The sequence below is a fragment of the Paraburkholderia sp. CI2 genome (assembly GCF_014201055.1).
Taxonomy (GTDB): Bacteria; Pseudomonadota; Gammaproteobacteria; order Burkholderiales; family Burkholderiaceae; genus Paraburkholderia; species Paraburkholderia tuberum.
Window position 1 is genome coordinate 259,820 of record NZ_JACHDL010000008.1, and the last position, 15,489, is coordinate 275,308.

The 15,489-nt window shown below is 59.0% G+C and carries 17 protein-coding genes and 1 pseudogene; 10 read left to right on the forward strand and 8 right to left on the reverse strand.

The genetic code is table 11. The features are described from left to right. Position 1 precedes the first annotated feature (1 nt). Positions 2-835 carry a DUF932 domain-containing protein gene (locus tag HDG32_RS14465; protein WP_184067992.1) on the reverse strand — a complete coding sequence of 278 codons (834 nt, stop codon included), beginning with the start codon at positions 833-835 and terminating at the stop codon, positions 2-4. A 779-nt stretch (positions 836-1,614) separates the two neighbouring features. On the opposite strand from HDG32_RS14465, the gene HDG32_RS14470 reads away from it, so the two are divergent. Beyond that, entirely contained in the window at positions 1,615-1,857 is a 243-nt protein-coding gene (locus HDG32_RS14470) for a hypothetical protein (RefSeq protein ID WP_184067995.1), read from the forward strand. Positions 1,858-2,281: 424 nt separating this feature from the next. Here HDG32_RS14470 and HDG32_RS14475 read toward each other — a convergent pair whose 3' ends face one another. The 5 genes from HDG32_RS14475 to HDG32_RS14495 all read right to left on the reverse strand — a co-directional run bounded on the left by HDG32_RS14475 (position 2,282) and on the right by HDG32_RS14495 (position 6,003). After that, positions 2,282-2,905 carry an SET domain-containing protein gene (locus HDG32_RS14475; protein ID WP_184067998.1) on the reverse strand — a complete coding sequence of 208 codons (624 nt, stop codon included), beginning with the start codon at positions 2,903-2,905 and terminating at the stop codon, positions 2,282-2,284. Positions 2,906-3,092: 187 nt separating this feature from the next. Beyond that, positions 3,093-3,284 carry a hypothetical protein gene (locus tag HDG32_RS14480; protein WP_184068001.1) on the reverse strand — a complete coding sequence of 64 codons (192 nt, stop codon included), beginning with the start codon at positions 3,282-3,284 and terminating at the stop codon, positions 3,093-3,095. Positions 3,285-3,540: 256 nt separating this feature from the next. Further along, the gene (locus HDG32_RS14485; protein ID WP_184068004.1) at positions 3,541-3,963 is read right to left on the reverse strand and encodes a hypothetical protein; all 423 of its coding nucleotides are present in this window, start codon (positions 3,961-3,963) and stop codon (positions 3,541-3,543) included. A 313-nt stretch (positions 3,964-4,276) separates the two neighbouring features. After that, positions 4,277-5,116 carry a hypothetical protein gene (locus HDG32_RS14490; protein WP_184068007.1) on the reverse strand — a complete coding sequence of 280 codons (840 nt, stop codon included), beginning with the start codon at positions 5,114-5,116 and terminating at the stop codon, positions 4,277-4,279. After that, positions 5,092-6,003 (reverse strand): hypothetical protein, encoded by a 912-nt coding sequence (locus HDG32_RS14495; protein ID WP_184068010.1) that lies wholly within the window; start codon positions 6,001-6,003, stop codon positions 5,092-5,094. Before HDG32_RS14495 ends, HDG32_RS14490 begins: the two co-directional genes overlap by 25 nt. Before the next feature lie 603 nt (positions 6,004-6,606). Between HDG32_RS14495 and HDG32_RS14500 the strand changes: the two genes are divergently transcribed. From HDG32_RS14500 to HDG32_RS14510, 3 genes are read left to right on the forward strand one after another with little or no spacing between them, the layout of a single operon-like run. Then, positions 6,607-7,182 carry a hypothetical protein gene (locus HDG32_RS14500; protein ID WP_184068013.1) on the forward strand — a complete coding sequence of 192 codons (576 nt, stop codon included), beginning with the start codon at positions 6,607-6,609 and terminating at the stop codon, positions 7,180-7,182. Next, positions 7,179-8,297: an ImmA/IrrE family metallo-endopeptidase gene (locus tag HDG32_RS37025; RefSeq protein ID WP_184068016.1), complete on the forward strand. Its 1,119-nt coding sequence runs from the start codon at positions 7,179-7,181 to the stop codon at positions 8,295-8,297. Before HDG32_RS14500 ends, HDG32_RS37025 begins: the two co-directional genes overlap by 4 nt. Continuing rightward, positions 8,294-8,773, forward strand: coding sequence for a hypothetical protein (locus HDG32_RS14510; protein ID WP_184068019.1), 480 nt, complete (start codon positions 8,294-8,296; stop codon positions 8,771-8,773). The genes HDG32_RS37025 and HDG32_RS14510 overlap by 4 nt, the downstream gene beginning before the upstream one ends. Positions 8,774-8,780: 7 nt before the next feature. Here HDG32_RS14510 and HDG32_RS14515 read toward each other — a convergent pair whose 3' ends face one another. Beyond that, positions 8,781-9,938, reverse strand: coding sequence for a hypothetical protein (locus HDG32_RS14515; RefSeq protein WP_260336456.1), 1,158 nt, complete (start codon positions 9,936-9,938; stop codon positions 8,781-8,783). A gap of 1,051 nt (positions 9,939-10,989) precedes the next feature. Then, positions 10,990-11,172, reverse strand: coding sequence for a hypothetical protein (locus HDG32_RS14520; RefSeq protein WP_184068021.1), 183 nt, complete (start codon positions 11,170-11,172; stop codon positions 10,990-10,992). Between the two features lie 110 nt (positions 11,173-11,282). On the opposite strand from HDG32_RS14520, the gene HDG32_RS14525 reads away from it, so the two are divergent. The 6 genes and pseudogenes from HDG32_RS14525 to HDG32_RS14550 form a co-directional block, all read left to right on the forward strand. Further along, a complete protein-coding gene (locus HDG32_RS14525) occupies positions 11,283-11,996 on the forward strand; it encodes an AbiEi antitoxin N-terminal domain-containing protein (protein ID WP_221307733.1) in 714 nt (237 codons plus the stop codon). Between the two features lie 4 nt (positions 11,997-12,000). Then, entirely contained in the window at positions 12,001-13,047 is a 1,047-nt protein-coding gene (locus HDG32_RS14530) for a nucleotidyl transferase AbiEii/AbiGii toxin family protein (protein WP_184068024.1), read from the forward strand. A 329-nt stretch (positions 13,048-13,376) separates the two neighbouring features. Beyond that, positions 13,377-13,781, forward strand: a pseudogene (locus tag HDG32_RS37245) (SDR family NAD(P)-dependent oxidoreductase); the annotation flags it as partial. Between the two features lie 26 nt (positions 13,782-13,807). Then, positions 13,808-14,422: a recombinase family protein gene (locus tag HDG32_RS14540; RefSeq protein ID WP_184068026.1), complete on the forward strand. Its 615-nt coding sequence runs from the start codon at positions 13,808-13,810 to the stop codon at positions 14,420-14,422. Beyond that, entirely contained in the window at positions 14,419-14,811 is a 393-nt protein-coding gene (locus HDG32_RS14545) for a recombinase family protein (protein ID WP_184068030.1), read from the forward strand. The genes HDG32_RS14540 and HDG32_RS14545 overlap by 4 nt, the downstream gene beginning before the upstream one ends. Positions 14,812-14,977: 166 nt before the next feature. After that, a partial coding sequence (locus tag HDG32_RS14550; protein ID WP_184068033.1) for an IS630 family transposase occupies positions 14,978-15,489 on the forward strand: 512 nt, incomplete at its 3' end.

Below are 15,489 nucleotides of genomic sequence, written 5' to 3' on the forward strand. Positions count from 1 at the left end.
CTTACGCCTTCATCTGGCGCATTGCTTCAGCGAGCATCCACAGCGCGCGGTTGAGCTTCACGTTCTGGTCAATGCCGGTGATGGGACGGGTGGACATGGAGCGTCCGCTGCGCGAGCGTCCATGCAGCCCGCCCTTGGTGAGGTTTTCCTGGACCCTTTGAAATACCGTCCAGAGATCGTCGCGCCGATCCTCGAAGCGGCGCGGGGCGAGCAGTTGGCTGTCGGTGACAGGTGCGGGCGCTTCGGCGTCGGTCGGTTCGTAGCGCAGCGCGAGCGCGGAGCGCGCAAACGCGTGCTGCTCGTCGCGCTCGAGCGTGAGGGCCTTCATGCCGTCTTTCTGTTCGCGGATCAGGTCAAAGCCGTCGAGCACGTCAAACGCGCCGTTAATGACGTTCTGCACGATGTTGCCCCTGTGGGGGACGCGGACCTCACCGACGGTTTCACCCGCAACCATGCCGTTCTGGCAGACGAAGCGATAGACGCCACCGAGTAACTGGAACCCGCTGGAGCCGTCGTGCGAATTGAGGAGGATGATTTCGTTGACGTCCTCGCCGGTAATGTCGCTTGCGGGGCGCATGCGGATCAGATGCTTTGTGAATTCGCGCTTATCCTGATCGCGTACGCGGGTCTGGCAGACCATGAATGGCTGGAAGCCTTCGTTGCGCAGGCCGCGCAGCACGTCGATGGTGGGAATATAGGTGTAGCGTTCGGAGCGGCTTTCGTGCTTGCCGTCCGCGAAGATCGAAGGGGCAACACGGCGGATCTGATCGTCCGACAGCGGCGAGTCGGAGCGGAGCATCGGGGAACCGTAACGGAAGGAGGAAGCGAGTTGCATGACACTCTCCACAGCAAAAATGGTTGAGGGGTGTTGCGCTGACCGGGCCCCAAGATTCCGCCCGCCTCGTAGGGGTTGGGCTCGTCCCGGTGGAACCCGGGGTTGGCAGTGCTGCCGCCAGTCCCCTGAGTTCGCGCCCGTGCGACTCAGGGAGCCGATGGTCGCCCGGTGTCAAGGAAAAAAGGCGAGGGAGGGGTGCGGGCAACACGGTCCCTCGCCCCTTGACACCGGGCGGCCATGGGCTACGGTCGCGGGTGTCGGGCGGGAACTCAGGGGCAGGCCCCTGCGAAGCGCCGGGTTTGACCGGGATGAGCCGCCGCGCGGCGAGCGCGATCGTGGAGGCCGCCTGCGGCCTTCACCTGACTGGGGGGTACAGGTGCGGGTGTTAGGTGTCGGAGGTTGCGGTTTTGCGCCAGGGATTGAAGCCCGGGAGGGCCGGGACGCCGCCGGCGGCCCGGTGCGAAGCACGAAAGCCCGCCCGCAGCGCAGCGTGGGGGCGCCCTGAGAGGGTTTCAGGACTGTCATGACACAGCCTGCTGCACCGAACCACTGGCACTGGCCGTTGAGGACAACGCCATGGCGGCTGTGGCGACGTCAGGCTGGACGTGCCAGGTGCGGCGAGGCCTTCAAGGTATGTGCGACGGACAGCCTGTGCTCGCACCGGTACCTGGCGGCAGAGCCGGGATCGCCCACATCGTTGCTAGAATGCCGGACTGGAGAACAGACCGTTATGACCGATGCCTTTGCCAGCCGATGTTGAACTGCTCGCGGGTTTGAGCATGAACGACCGCGATGCTGCCTCGAAGCCACATGACCGCGTACCCGGGCGTTCACGGACCAGCGCGTTCGCCGGGTCGCACATCAGCTTCCGGGACCACGAACTCGTGGTGGTCGCGATTGGACCCTTCGCGCATGCGCAGGGCGCCACCGTGACATTTCGCGCGCGATCGGTGGGCGCGCAGGCCGCGCGGGTGGGTGCAATCATCGAGACGCGCTGGGGTGTCTGCGAAGTGGTGGCCTGAACAGTGAAGTGAGCAGGCGGGAGATCCCTCGCTGACTGCTCACGTGAGGCTGACCTATGCATCACGGATGAGGCGTCTAGCGATCAACCGGGTTCGCACGCTGGCGCAGATCCTTGGCGTTCCGGCAGATTCTGATGACGCCCTGGGGCTCGAGGTCCGGCAGATCGGAAACCAGACGCATCTGCCCGCACGGGTGTGAGCTGTCGGGAGGGCTGTGCGAAGCGCAGGCCGTGTGCGAGACGGGTTTTCCTGACCAGCGCCCAGGCAGGAAGGCGGAAGGGACCGGCGGTGTCGACCATGCTCATGCTGGAGGTGCCGGTGTTCTCCCCGGTGTTGCCCGGCGGTTGCGCGGGCGGATCGCGCCCGGCACGATATCCTGATGAATTCCACCGCTTCACGACCGGGCAGCATCGGAGGCTTCCCGCTATGCGTCGATCAGTGTGTCCGCGATAGTCGTTCGAACGTGGACTGCGGCCTGTGCTGCCACGTCCGCACGCACACTGTCCTCGACCACGCTACGGACAGGTGCTGGAATATGCTCCTTCCATGGCCGCCTTCCCCGTCTGGCCAGCATGGTTCCCCGGCAGTCTGGCGCGCCGCAGTGGCAGGCGTACTGCTCCCGAAGCAAACGGGTGTGCCGTCCTTCCACGAAGAGCGCGTAGTCGATGCTCAGTTCTTCGCCGGCCGGTACCGGGCTCACGGTGCGAATGAAGATGCGGCCCTCGCGGTCCTCGGCTTCGCAGTTGGGGCGACATGCGTGGTTGATCCATCTGGCACTGTTACCGCCGATTGCCCCATCGATGACGGTACCGTTGCCGACGTCGAAGTAGAAGGTGTGATCCGGCTGTGCCGGATCACGCGGGTGGCGGCGCACCGCCTCGTCCCACGAGATCCGTTCGCCCAGGTACTCACAGATGAGTTCGCCGGCCACAAGCGCGCACGTCGCGAACACCCCTTTGCCGTGAACGGTCGACCGCCGCACAGTAATCCGGCGGCGATGACGCAGGATACTGGCAGGTTTCAATGAGAGGGTATCAAGGGCGTTCATCAGCGGCATCGTCGATACGGTTGCGGGGGGCGGCATAGTTGACCCGGGGAAGAAACATGGATTGCACGGCCGGGATTTCCGTTGCAACCGGTGCAGCGCGTTACCTGCGTCAACGCTGGCGATGGCAGGGGAAACAGCCGTGTGGCGTGAACCGGGCTGCGCTGCAGTTGCGTCTGGCCGGGAAGCGCTACAGTATCCTCAGGTCACGGATCCTGCCGATCTCGGGTGATCGTTTCAGGATCAGGTCGGCGATGAATTCGGGGAGCAGGGCGCGCGGAACGTTGGCGGGAATGTCCTCGACCAGATGCGAGGTGATACGCGCGATAAAGTCACTGGGGGCGCTTGCCAGACTGTGCTCATAACTGACTCGGTACTCCATGATCAGCCGTGCTCCGACGGATATTTTCTGTGCGACTGATTTTATCAGCAACTGGCGTGACGATTGGCGATCGGCCACCGGATCCCGGTGAATGCAGAGAGATGGGGACTTCTGAATGGTCGGCGAACGTCCCGGATCGGTCTGGCAAGCTGCTCGATATACCAGCCAGGTCGTTGTGCAAGGAGCGGCGCCGTGCGGGTTCTTCCTGTATGTCAGGCTATGTATGGCCCGACGTGTGCGTCGGGCACCCCGCGATTCAGGTGTCGTGATCGTCGTCCGGCGCAATCGGCGACAGCGCGTCGGTGACAAGAAAAATGTTCAACCGTTCATCGGCCTGTGCGATCCGATGCGAGGGGAGCGTCGAGAGCTGTTCGTCGTGCAGCGACAGAACGCATTCAAGAGCTCGCCCGTCAGCTTCAGGCAGCGACCAGTCACCTGCGGCCTTGATGCGCGCGGCGACAGTGTGCAGCACCGCCTCGGAAATCCGGAAAGGCTCGAGGGAGCGACGGCCAGTCAACGTTTCGTGAACGAAATAGGCGAGGTACACGGCCCTGAATAGCCGACCGATCAGTTCGATATTGCAGTTTCCCGCGCGCAACGCGGCGAGCGCCACATGGTGCTCGAGTGAACGGTGACGCGAGATCGTCGCCGGGAGCGGCAGTAACATGTCCCGCGTCATCGGTGGTCTGCCGCCAGATTGTCTCGACTTGCGCGGCTTTGGAGTCGGTGCCATAGAATGGTTTCCAGTCCGTTGCATTCTACGGCACGCGCAAGATCCGGGGGCCGTCCGCAAAAGGAGCATGACAGGGCGTGCGGGTTAAGCCTTGCAACACGTTTCGCGTGGTTTATCCGCAGCGAATGACGCTGGCGGCCCGGTTCTGATCCCGGATTGCCGGGGGAGCCGATGCAATCCGCGCATCCTGCGCCGATTCGCGTTCCGAACGGCTTTCCGTGTCGCCCCCGCTTATGTTGGCATTGACGTGGGAATTGGCTCAGGTCTTTGTAGCGGGTCGCGTGCCGATAAATTCGGAGTAGCCATCCTTGTATGAACGGATACCGTCCTTGTCGAAGTCAAGCAGTTGATCGGCGGGTATATTGACCGTCACGCACCATAGGCGGACATACCTGCTCCGGCTCGCGAGCCGGGTCTTGTCGGCTTCCCAGGGCGACTGTAACCAGCTGGCGATTGAATCGTCACACTGCCGCGCAGCGATGATACGCTGCTTCGGATCTCCGTTTGTAAAGTCACGAACCGATTGCTCCCGGGTCAGGAGAACCGGTTTCTGGCTGAGGGTCGCGGGAGGATCCGGCAGGTCAGCGGAAACTGCAAGTCCTGCGGTGTTCAGCGCCTTGTCGATGTCGGGTCCTTGACGCCGGATCTGGAGTTCCAGTGTGGCTGTCGATCCCAGCCTGTTCAGGACGTTGACGTTTGTCACGACGATGGCATCGTCCTTTTTGGCTTCGCATTCGATTCCGTACATGGCAAGGCGGGGGCACTGGAGGGAGGACAGCAGAATCGCGGAGGAGTGGAAATTGCCTAATCCCAGTGCAAACACGACACCCTTCGGAATGACCGTTGGACGTTGCGTGGGTACCAACACCGTAACTGCAAGGAATCCGACGGCGATCAGACACGTCTTGAAGAAATCACGCTTCATGCTTGCCATTGAGAAAAAAGCAAGATTGAAGACCGCAAGGTACAGGACTATCGTGCCCAGCGTTCGGATCGCGTGCGCCGGTCCATTCAGCTTCGCAAATTCAAGTGCGAGCATCAACGGAGAAAAACTGAGGGCGACGTAGATCAGTGTCAACCACAGGCGTATGGTGAACATTGAGGGGGCAGTTTGGGGCGCAGCGGCCCTGAAATAGTATCGCGCCGTATACGGCGACGCTCAGCCACGATTGCGGCGTATGAAAGAATCCCCGTTGCCATGGCAGCAAGCGAAAGAGCGAGCACATAAACGTGGACACGCAGGAAGTGTCCGGCTAGGGAGGGTCCAGCAATGTCAGGAATCGTACCTCCTGGAAGACTGAACGAAAGCAGCGGAGTCGCTGAATCAAGTCCGGCTTTATGAAGGATAAACAACGTCGCAATGGCGCAGAGCCCGAATACGACGGGCATTCGAAGTGCGATCCTGGGCTTGGTGCGCAAATGGGCGCCTGCGAATACCACGGCGAGCAGGGCAGACACCGCCACTGCGTAAATCGCCATCACGAGTTCCGGGTCACTCGGCCAGAATAAATCTGCAAGAGATCGGAGTCCGATGCCGCTCCACGCCAGTACTGAAAGCGTGCTGAGTTCAACTGCAAAGTCTCCTCTCAGCAGTTCAGCCCGCATTCGCGACGTCACTTTGGCTGCCTGTTCTGCTCTCGCCTCGCCAGACAACCAGAAATGCGAGGATGTCGGGTTTTCCGGAAGCATTGCGTCCAGTGCATATCTTGCAGAGGCGGCAGGCGCCACGCAGGTCAACGCAAGGGTACCGATAACGATAATCCCGGCGAGGAATGCTGCAGAGAAAAGCCCTGTTGTTTGCGCGAGGGTGAAATCTGGCATCTGGCCAAGCAGCATGTAATACCAGAAAAGCGTGCCGCCGCCCACTATCCCGCTGAGCAAGCCCAGTGAGGCGATCGGATTATTTCTGGCATACCGTTTTGCCCAGAACGCGGACCGCAGCATCCGATTTCGTTCAGTTTGATTTGACGTTTCGATTTTATTCATGATTTGTAATGCTTGGTTTGTGAAAATTCACCACATTTTTGAAATACGGAACCCGTTATGTGGCTGGACATAGGAGATTACGCGAGGATCGGAGTAAACCTGTCGGCAGGCATGTCGGGAAAGTTCTGGATAAACCTCGGGAGTGCGTCCCGGGCATACGTTACGCGCAGTCGCCGGAGCCCCGCCTCTCAGTTGCGTCAGGTCTCCTACTATTTTGCAGACCATCCGATCAAGGAAGCCGGGCGATCTCCTGCACTGCGCGGTCGCCGAGCAACTGGCTAGCCACGCCGGTTAGCTTGCCGCGTGTACCCGGGTGAGATGATTGCCGTCGCCGGGGACGGCAACCTGGCAGTCGTTTTCGTCGTATGGGTGTGTCGTCGTTGCGGAAAGTCGCGGCGGCCGTGACACAGACGTAGGGTAGCGCCTGCGGGAAATTCCACGTCGCGCTGCTTTGACCTGATTCGCGTCGCTAGGGATGTTACCCAGAAAATGTTGTCAATAAGCACGCCAGCGAGCGAAGTGATAGTGTTACCGATTGAGTTCTGGCTAAATCTCGAGTACTGTATAAAAAAACAGGTATCCATTCCGATCGCGGGGGCGTCTATGTCCAGCTACATCTTCGTGTCACCTGGCTCTGATCCGGGCGCCGGCCGTGCGCTTGTAGATCCAATGTTGACTTCGGCCAGACCGACGATGGGTACCTGTCGTCCAGACTTGCGTCGCATGGTGAAGCCAGGAGATCATATTTTCGTTGTGAGTGGAAGCCGTGGGCGGACTTATCAGCAATACGTGATAGGCGGTATGGAAATCGATGACAAGCTTGAGGATCAACTTGAAGCGCTGCGCCAATTTCCGAGTAATGCACTGCGGTTTGACGCTGGCCAGAAGCACGGCAATATTATTGTGACCCCGGAGGGCGTACAGCATCCGCGTGATAGTCACTCCAATTTCGAAACCCGTATCAAGAACTATATAATCGGGAAGAACCCTGTTGTACTTGAGACTGAAAGGGAAGTGCAACTCGGGCGCGAGCGTTCGTTGGATATCCTCTCCGATTTATTCGAACGCACGGGATCCCGTGTAAATCAGATTATGGGTCGCAACCGAAAGCTCTCCGACACTCAGGCCGAACGTCTACGGCGCGCATTGGAAGAGATTAAACGAGAGGCTAGGCCGTGACCAATATCCCCGCTCACCTGGCGAGCCGAAACCTCACGGTTGAAAAGGCCGCCGCCAAAGCTGGCCTTTCGCGTGAAAGGTTTGAGCAGGTGGCGAGTGGCGCCAGGGCGTCGCTTGGGGAAATGCGCGGTATCGCCAAGGCCTTGAGGATCCCGCTTTCAAGTCTCATGGACAAAGCTCCCGCCGAACCGATCCGGATGCTATTTCGGCAGACCTTGGACCAGCGGGAGTCCGAGGTCGCGTCCTACGTCGATGTGCTTTCCGCACAGGTCCGAGACGCGCTTTTGATTGCTCGTGGGTTGCCCTCAAATCTGGCGTGGTTGGACTTGTTCAAGGGATTGGCGCCGTTGCTGGAAAACGCCGAGGATTTCGCGCGGCGGTTCCGAGCGTCCTTCACTAATCTCGATGAGCTTGAACCCTTCCCGAATCTCCCTCAAGTCATCAATGAACTCGGTATCTTTACGTTGTTTTCGCGGGACCCAAGCATAGAGGGAGTCTCTGCGATTGTTGAGGGTTATGCGCTGATGGTATTGGGTGCAAGAGGTTTCAAGGCCCGAATGCTTTTCACCATCGCGCACGAGTTGGGACACCTGGTAGCGCACCATGATTCGCGCCTGGATGGTTACGCACACCTGGACAAGGAGGTAGGCGGACTTAATTCGCCCCGACGAGCTGACGAGAAGTTCGCGGACGCTTTTGCCGCCGCCCTTGTGCTGCCCCGGCACGGTGTTCTAAGCGCGCTTAAGGCGGTCCGAGAGCAACTGGGAATCTCGAAGAAGCCACTGGGTGCGATTGAGATTTCCTGGATTGCCCATCTTTTTCATGTCAGCTTCGAAGTTGCTGCTCGACGTTTCGAAACTCTCGAGTTACTCCAGCCTGGCGGCGCACGCGCCTTTTACCAGAAGCTCGGAGACGATTACAAGAACCCCGAGAAGTTCGCCGCCGCCATCGATATCCCGGCACGCCCTGATCTGCTGATCGAGACGTCGCCGGTCCTGATGGAGTCCGCAGTAGCCAAGGTCCGCGCAGGACAGTTATCGATAGGCAAAGCTGCGGAGTTGCTGAATGTCCCAGTTTCGGCCCTCGTGGTCGCCAATGCGGACATCAATGTGTGATTGTCATCCTCGACGCATCCACTCTCATTAATCTCGCTAACGGCGAAGTCTTCGCCGCAGTCGTCTCCCTTCCCGGCCTTGGTTTTCAGGTCAGTGAGGTGGTGCGGCGGGAGTCGAAGACGGTTGCACGGGCGATCCAAATCGCTATTAAACGAGGTGACATGGCATGGGTTGATGCAGATCTGATCGACGCGGGGGAGTATGAGGATGCTCTTGGCTCGTGGGGCCTTGGCCCAGGCGAAACGGAATGCATTCTCGCTGCGCGAGTTCTAGGTTGTTCGGTGGCGTGTGACGACGGAGCAGCGCGCAGAGTGATCAAGAAAAAGAATATGGGCATCCAGCTTACTGGCTCCATAGGGCTATTGCGTGATGCCGTGGGTGCGGGTCTGCTTACAGGCCCGGAAGCGTTTGATGCCTATGGCCTTATGAAGGCACGCGGCGGGTATCTTCCAGAGCTTCAGCCGGAAGACTTCTAGATTGCGCTTAGATTGTCTCGGGGCGCAGCCCAAGCTTATCTTCGCGCAACGGGTTTAAGCCCTTGGTGGCCAATTTGCGCCTGACTGCCACAAATGGATTGCCGATTGTCTTCTTGATCTGTGTGTGCGACCGGAAAAGGGTTTTACATGAATGGCATTCGTGGTCGATATGCGGCGTGTACGCCATCTCCGCGTGGTCGAAGTGGGATTCGCCACACGACGGGCAGACGAGGTCTACAACTCGTCCGTCAAGATGCGGCATGGACGATTGAGCCATGTAGGTACGCACTTGGTTGGCATTGAGTTTGATGCCATCAATGGTCACTTTCAGATAGGTGTCGTCGACGATAGGCATCGCTTGTTCATGCGAAGAGAAGGCGTGTATGTGGATGCCAACCTCCTCCGGTTCATCAGACGTCCAGACGATTGCGGGATTGGATCCCCAAATTTGAATTCCTCCGGGATAGTCACACTGACGAAAAGACACGCTCTTGAGAGCACGAATTTTTGCTTTTGGCTTCGAGCCCAGAAGTTGGCCAACGTCGGATAGTGGATTTCCAATACCGGACACCGAGTCCGAAAACTGCCGGCCACAGCCGTGGCACTGGTGTCTCCGATGCGTATGCACAGAAAACCAATCACGGTCTAAGTGTGGGAACCCGCAATAGGTGCAATTTACGGAGATCGTCTTGAAGCCGAAAACGCTGGACACCATGTAGTTGATTGCGTCAATCTCGTCGACTTCGACCCAGCCATCGGAAAACAAATCCCCCGGCAAAGGGATGCGTAGCTTGCGGTAAGTCCTGTCGATCTCCTTGAAACCGTTTTTTATGCAGCGCGCATGCACATGTATCCCGCGATCGACGGATTGATAGGTCGTGTCATAGACGGCTGGGACCGAGCCCCACAGAGCAATGCCGCCTGGATATTTCTCGAAGTCGAGGTCGAGCGTCTCTTCGGGGCCGATCGGAACATCATTCGCTGCAACGCACATGTGTGCGGCGACCCCGTACTTGGCGGTAGCGTTGGCGTGATGTGCCAAACACCAGTAGCGTGTTCCTCCATCTCTACGGCGCCCTACGGGCACGATCTTGCATTTCATATTCGAGTTATCGAAGAAGGGATCTCTGGTATTTCGATTGAACCATCCGTATTTGCCCGGCAATCTGCCGTTCCGCATCCGAGCAGCTGTCTTCCTCGTTGGAGTCAAGAAAGCCGAAATAAGCGAAGCGTAGTCGCGATCATCCCGATTTGTCGACTTGATATTAGCGTCGGTAGGACCCCGTGGGCAATAGAGCAGCAATCTAATAACCTCGTACTTCAACGTGAGTGAAGGATAAGCCAGGGGCAGACATCAAAGTACGTAGCAATCTGGCTGACTGGACGAGAGTCTTCGCCGTGGCGAGGTCGGCAGGGGGCTGGCTGGCGGCGAATTGCAGTGAGTCACGCTTTGGTGGGCTATGTTCCCTTGCGCTTTCCCCGGCAATGGGTTCGTGGGGCAGGCCTCGACTGCTGCCTGAGCGTATGGGCGACCGTCCTGAAATGGTTGTTCGGAATCGTTGCTGCATCTGTTGGCGCGCCGGGAAATCTGTCGCAGCGCTCAGGTCCACTCCGCGAATGCGATTCCCCCGCGGACGACGAAAGATAAATGGCGAAATTGAACTGCCCCCTATAACATCAGGTCTCGCTCAAACGCACAGTTCGGAACCTGTGCAAAGCGCCGTACCCGGGGTGGCTACGGGGTGGGGCGAAACCTGGCTCCTATTCATGGGAGGCCACTTACGTTCCTTGATGTCCAGATCAAGAAAGACGATCCCCATCTTTCGACTACCACGACGATTTCCACAGAACGCCTTGCTGCGGCCTTGATGGACGGTAAAACGCGTTTCCGTGTCGGGCGGTGAAGCGGGCTTCGTCCATGTCCGTGTGCCGCTGCTCAATATCGCGACGACCAGACCGCAAGACGCGGACTTTACGGCGCGATATTGCTTTGTCATGGTTCGCGTCTACCACCACATTGGGCGAAGTCGTGCTCGCGTTCAGATTGCCGGAGTCGCGGAAGGATGGTAGGACGCTGAACGCGCTGTGCGCGGTCTTGACGCGACCTTGTGGCGGCAAAGCCGCGAGCCTGAACTGTGACACGTAGGCCGGCTTTACAGTGGACGGCGAACGCCAGGTGTTGATCGCGTGTGCTCGTGAACTTGACGATGTGGCGGTCACCCGGCGCTGGCGAGATTGCCGAGCAGTAGCAGCGATAGCTGGATCACGCCGCTGCGGTGTTTACTGGTGCCAGAATACTGAAATGATTCCGGCCGTGTGGCGTTATGCATGCCCGGCGGGAGCAGGTCCGTAGTGGTGTCGAGGGAGGCATCATAGGGAATCTTTTGCTGTTGATACATCGACTGGGTGGTCCAGGGGCATATGTCCGAAATTTGTTGTCGTTTTTCGGATAAGAGGCTTGCAGACTGTCCAAAAAAAATATACAAATATCGGACAAGGAGTATTCTTCATGTCCGGTCTGAAATCCAGAATCTCAGCGTTAATCGATTCCGCAGCGCCTGGCCAGGTTTGGGGGGCGTCCGACTTCGCAGATATGGGCAGTCGCGACGCAGTCGACAAGGTCTTGCAGCGTATGGTCGCGGCAGGAGAGTTGCGTCGAATTGAACGGGGACTCTATGATCGACCGACGCTGAACCGGCTGACGAAAAGTCCCACTACGCCGGACTATCGTGCCGTAGTGGCCGCGATCGCCCGACGTGATCAATTGCGCGTACTGGTCGATGGCATGACCGCAGCGAACGACCTGGGTCTGACCGATGCTGTGCCCGCTCGAGTGATAGTCCATACGGATGCCCGGCGCCGGGGAGTCCAGCTTGGGAACCTGAACATCCAGTTCAAGCAGACGGCCCCGAGCCGGCTCTATTGGGCGGGGCGGCCGGCTATGCGCGTGGTGCAGGCCCTGCACTGGCTAAAGGACATGCTGGCCTCCGACCGTGGCCGCATACTCGACCGGTTGAGGTGTGTTCTGGCTGACCCGGTAAGCGGAGACGCTATTCGCGAGGACCTAATAAGTGGACTGGGAATGATGCCCGTCTGGATGCAGGGTGTCGTGCGGGAACTGCTCCGTTGTGATCCCCCGGACGCGCAGGCGCCTGTACAGGGATCTTCGACGAAACAGAAGTCTGCACCGACGCCGGGGCAATCTGCTAACACGCGGGAGTGAAGGGTTGAACGACGCCTACCAGGAAGTTATAGCTGCCTCTGACGCCGATCGGCGTGACCTTTTCCTGCGTGCTGCCACCCGGTTGGGGACGGCGGTGCAGAATGTCGAGAAGGACTTCTGGGTCTGCTGGACATTGGATGCATTGTTTAATGGGCTCCCCGTCGGCGGCCCGAGGCTGCTGTTCAAGGGCGGCACTTCTCTATCGAAGGCATTTGGTCTGATTACGCGATTTTCGGAAGACGTCGATGTAACGGTTTTCCGCGATGATCTTGGTCAGCATGCGGATGCGGGCGAACTTGACGCGTTGAGCGGAAAGAAGCGTCGAGGGCGACTCAACGCGATCCGGGAAGCCTGCCAGGCATATATCGCTGGCCCCTTGTCGGGTCAGCTCAGTCAGTGCGCACTTGCTGCGATTGGCGACGGGCGCTTCCGGCTGGAGTTGGATCCGGATGATCAGGATCACCAGAGTCTCCTTTTCTGGTATCCCGCTGTCACGCCTGCAGCAGGAGATTACGTCCGCTCGGCCGTAAAAATCGAATCTGGAGCCAAGTCGGCGCTCGACCCGCACGTCGTTGCAAGCGTCGCGCCATACGTTGATCAGGATTTGCCAGAGCTGGATCTGGCTGTGCCGAACATCACCACCGTCGAGGCAAGACGCACCTTCTGGGACAAGGTCATGATCGTTCACGGACTGAGGCAATGGCACGACCGCCGTGCCGAACTTCGGCACAGCGGTCAGCGGGTCTCGCGCCACTACTATGATTTGCATCACCTCATGCAGATCGCTACGGAAGCCGGGTGGCTTGCGGATCGCGAACTTGCCGCGGACTGTGCCCGGCACGCGAGGCTCTTTTTTGGCAGCACTGATCTGGGACTTGAGATGGCGCGGCCGGGCGCTTTTACCTTGGCTCCGAGCGAGTCTATGCGCGAGGCGCTCGCCCGGGATTATGCCGCAATGGCCGGAATGGTCTTCGGCGACGTCCCCGCATTCGACGCGGTGCTGGACGCTGCCGGTCATCTCGAACGTGCCATCAACGAGGCTGCCCCGTAGGGATTGCCTCAGTCACCAACATAAACACTGGCGCCACAGACCTCTCATTCGCCGCCAGAGCTGGACAGAGCCGCATACCGCGCGAGCTGTCCCATCGGCCTTTGCCGACGTTGGAGAGGACGGGGTTCTACGTCGGCAGTGAGACGGATTGCCGACGGTGGCGGCACCGAGCAGCCGGGCGACATTTTCCGGCATCGCGAACTCACACTCCCGACCCCAAGCAGCCGCTGGCGGTCGCAAACATCAATGTCGGCAGGCGAGACCATTCCGGACATTTGCCGCATTCTTTGCGGCACCTCCAGATACGTGGTGAGTCGCTCGCCGGTTTGATGTCAAAATCCCTCAGCTGTGGTGCCGTTCAACCTTTGCTTGGAGGCAACCGGGCCGCCGACGCTCTCTACGTCAAATCCGACACCCGCTCGGCAGTGGAGAGCATTCGCCCTTCGAGACGATCGACGCGCGCTTCGCGCCGACTCGACGTTGCGGTGAATAACGCAGGGATAGAAAGAGAGTTCTCATCGGTGGATACTTTCGACATCGAGACGTACCGAAGTGTGTTCGATACCAACGTGCTCGGTGTGCTGATCGGGTTGAAGCACGAACTCATCATGATGAAGCGCCAAGGTCACGGTGCCATTGTCAATCTGTCTTTCATAGGTGTGCAGGTAGGTTTCCTCAACAGTTCTATCTACGCTGCAAGCAAGCATGATGTCCCATCGTATAATTCATCTTTTCGTCATCAAGAAAGCAGGAGGTGCGCGTGGCTACCTCGCGCACAAAACGGGCAAGCCGGAAGGACGAACCCATCGTCTATAGCAGCCCCGTCTTTTCGTATATACGGTTTAGTTCGGTACGTCAGGCAGCAGGCACCAGCAAGCAGCGGCAAGATGACTATGCCGCCAAGTGGGCCTCGTGTCATACCTTCCTCTCGATACCACACTCAAGATGTTCGACAAAGGTCGGAGCGCCTTCAAAGGCGACCCACCTTTCGAACGGCGCGCTCGGTCGCTTCATGGACAAGATCAGGAACAGCAGCGTGCGTCCCGGCTCGACACTTATCGTCGAAGCGTGGGACCGCTTCTCGCGGCAGACTCCGATGCAGGCCTTCGCGCAACTGAGCGAGTTTATTAATGCTGGCGTGGCGGTCGTCACCTCAACGAATGGCAAGGAGTGGACGCCCAAAATCATCGCGCAGAACGACTTCGCGCTGCTGGAGGTGGTCATCGATATGTCGCGCGCGCATAACGAAAGCAAACGCAAGAGCAGCCTGATACAGAATACCTATGTCGCGAAGTCCATGCAATGGCAAAGCGGTGTGCGCCTTGACACCATGAAGGGGCTGATCGGTGGGCCGAACACCGATCCGACTGGGTGACGTTCAATTACGGCGAGAAGCGCTCAGAGCTGGTGCCGGACAAGGCCAGTGCTACGCGCCGCATGATCGAGCTTTACCGCGAAGGTTATGGAGCGATGGCACTTACGCGAGTCATGCGCGATCAAGGATACGAGTTCGGCGGACGTTTCCCGACGAACCGCGTGAGCCGTCTCGTTTCCAACCGCGCGCTCATGGGCGACAAGGTGGTCACTGCCAGAGGCCAACCCTTTCTGCTGGGCGGTTATTGCGGTGACGCGACGCTGATCCCGGCAGAAACGTTTGAGGAGTTGCAGCACGTCGTTCCGAAGCGCGGCTCGCGCAAGATCAAAAGCGAACTCCTCGGTGTTGTGGCGGGGTTGCGCCTTCTGTGGTGTGGTCACTGCCAGTAGCTGATGGTCGGCTAGAACCAGCTAAAGGAAGCGAACCGTCTGGCGGACGGCACGTACCGTATCGGCGCGCGACGTCTGCGTTGCAGCAGTTACTAACCAGTGCGTAAGTAAGCGAACATAAATCGACGCCATGGTCTAAGCTTTAAGGGGTTTAGGGAGAGGCGAGATGCGAGAGGACGACGGCCGGCAGCTTTCACATGCAACGCTGGAAGAGATCCGCATTCGGGCGGTCAAGCGTGTCGAAGCTGGCGAGTCGCCGGAGGACGTGATCCGCACGCTGGGATTCTCAAGAGCGCGTATTTACGAGTGGTTGGCGGCCTGGCGCGAAGGGGGCATCGAGGCGTTACGAGCCAAGGCAATCCCTGGTCGACCGATGAAGCTGCCGTCCGAGGCTATCCGCTTCGTCTATCAGACGGTCACAACGAAGAACCCAATGCAGATGAAGTTTGAGTTTGCATTGTGGACGCGAGACATGGTGCGGGAGTTGATTCGCGATCATTTCAACGTCAGGCTCTCCGAGGTGTCTGTCGGTCGACTGCTGCGCAAGCTCGGGCTTTCACCCCAGCGGCCGCTTGCGCGTGCTTACCAACGCGACCCTGAACTGGTCGAGTCATGGATGCGGAACGAATACCCGGCCATTGTCGGGCAGGCCAAACGCTGCGGGGCACAGATATTCTT

What these genes read in the sequence shown, in the direction of transcription:
- HDG32_RS14465 (WP_184067992.1), bottom strand. Translation starts at nt 835, where the DNA reads ATGCAACTCGCTTCCTCCTTCCGTTACGGTTCCCCGATGCTCCGCTCC.
- HDG32_RS14470 (WP_184067995.1), top strand. Translation starts at nt 1,615, where the DNA reads ATGAACGACCGCGATGCTGCCTCGAAGCCACATGACCGCGTACCCGGG.
- HDG32_RS14475 (WP_184067998.1), bottom strand. Translation starts at nt 2,905, where the DNA reads ATGAACGCCCTTGATACCCTCTCATTGAAACCTGCCAGTATCCTGCGT.
- HDG32_RS14480 (WP_184068001.1), bottom strand. Translation starts at nt 3,284, where the DNA reads ATGGAGTACCGAGTCAGTTATGAGCACAGTCTGGCAAGCGCCCCCAGT.
- HDG32_RS14485 (WP_184068004.1), bottom strand. Translation starts at nt 3,963, where the DNA reads ATGACGCGGGACATGTTACTGCCGCTCCCGGCGACGATCTCGCGTCAC.
- HDG32_RS14490 (WP_184068007.1), bottom strand. Translation starts at nt 5,116, where the DNA reads ATGTTCACCATACGCCTGTGGTTGACACTGATCTACGTCGCCCTCAGT.
- HDG32_RS14495 (WP_184068010.1), bottom strand. Translation starts at nt 6,003, where the DNA reads ATGAATAAAATCGAAACGTCAAATCAAACTGAACGAAATCGGATGCTG.
- HDG32_RS14500 (WP_184068013.1), top strand. Translation starts at nt 6,607, where the DNA reads ATGTCCAGCTACATCTTCGTGTCACCTGGCTCTGATCCGGGCGCCGGC.
- HDG32_RS14520 (WP_184068021.1), bottom strand. Translation starts at nt 11,172, where the DNA reads ATGTATCAACAGCAAAAGATTCCCTATGATGCCTCCCTCGACACCACT.
- HDG32_RS14525 (WP_221307733.1), top strand. Translation starts at nt 11,283, where the DNA reads ATGTCCGGTCTGAAATCCAGAATCTCAGCGTTAATCGATTCCGCAGCG.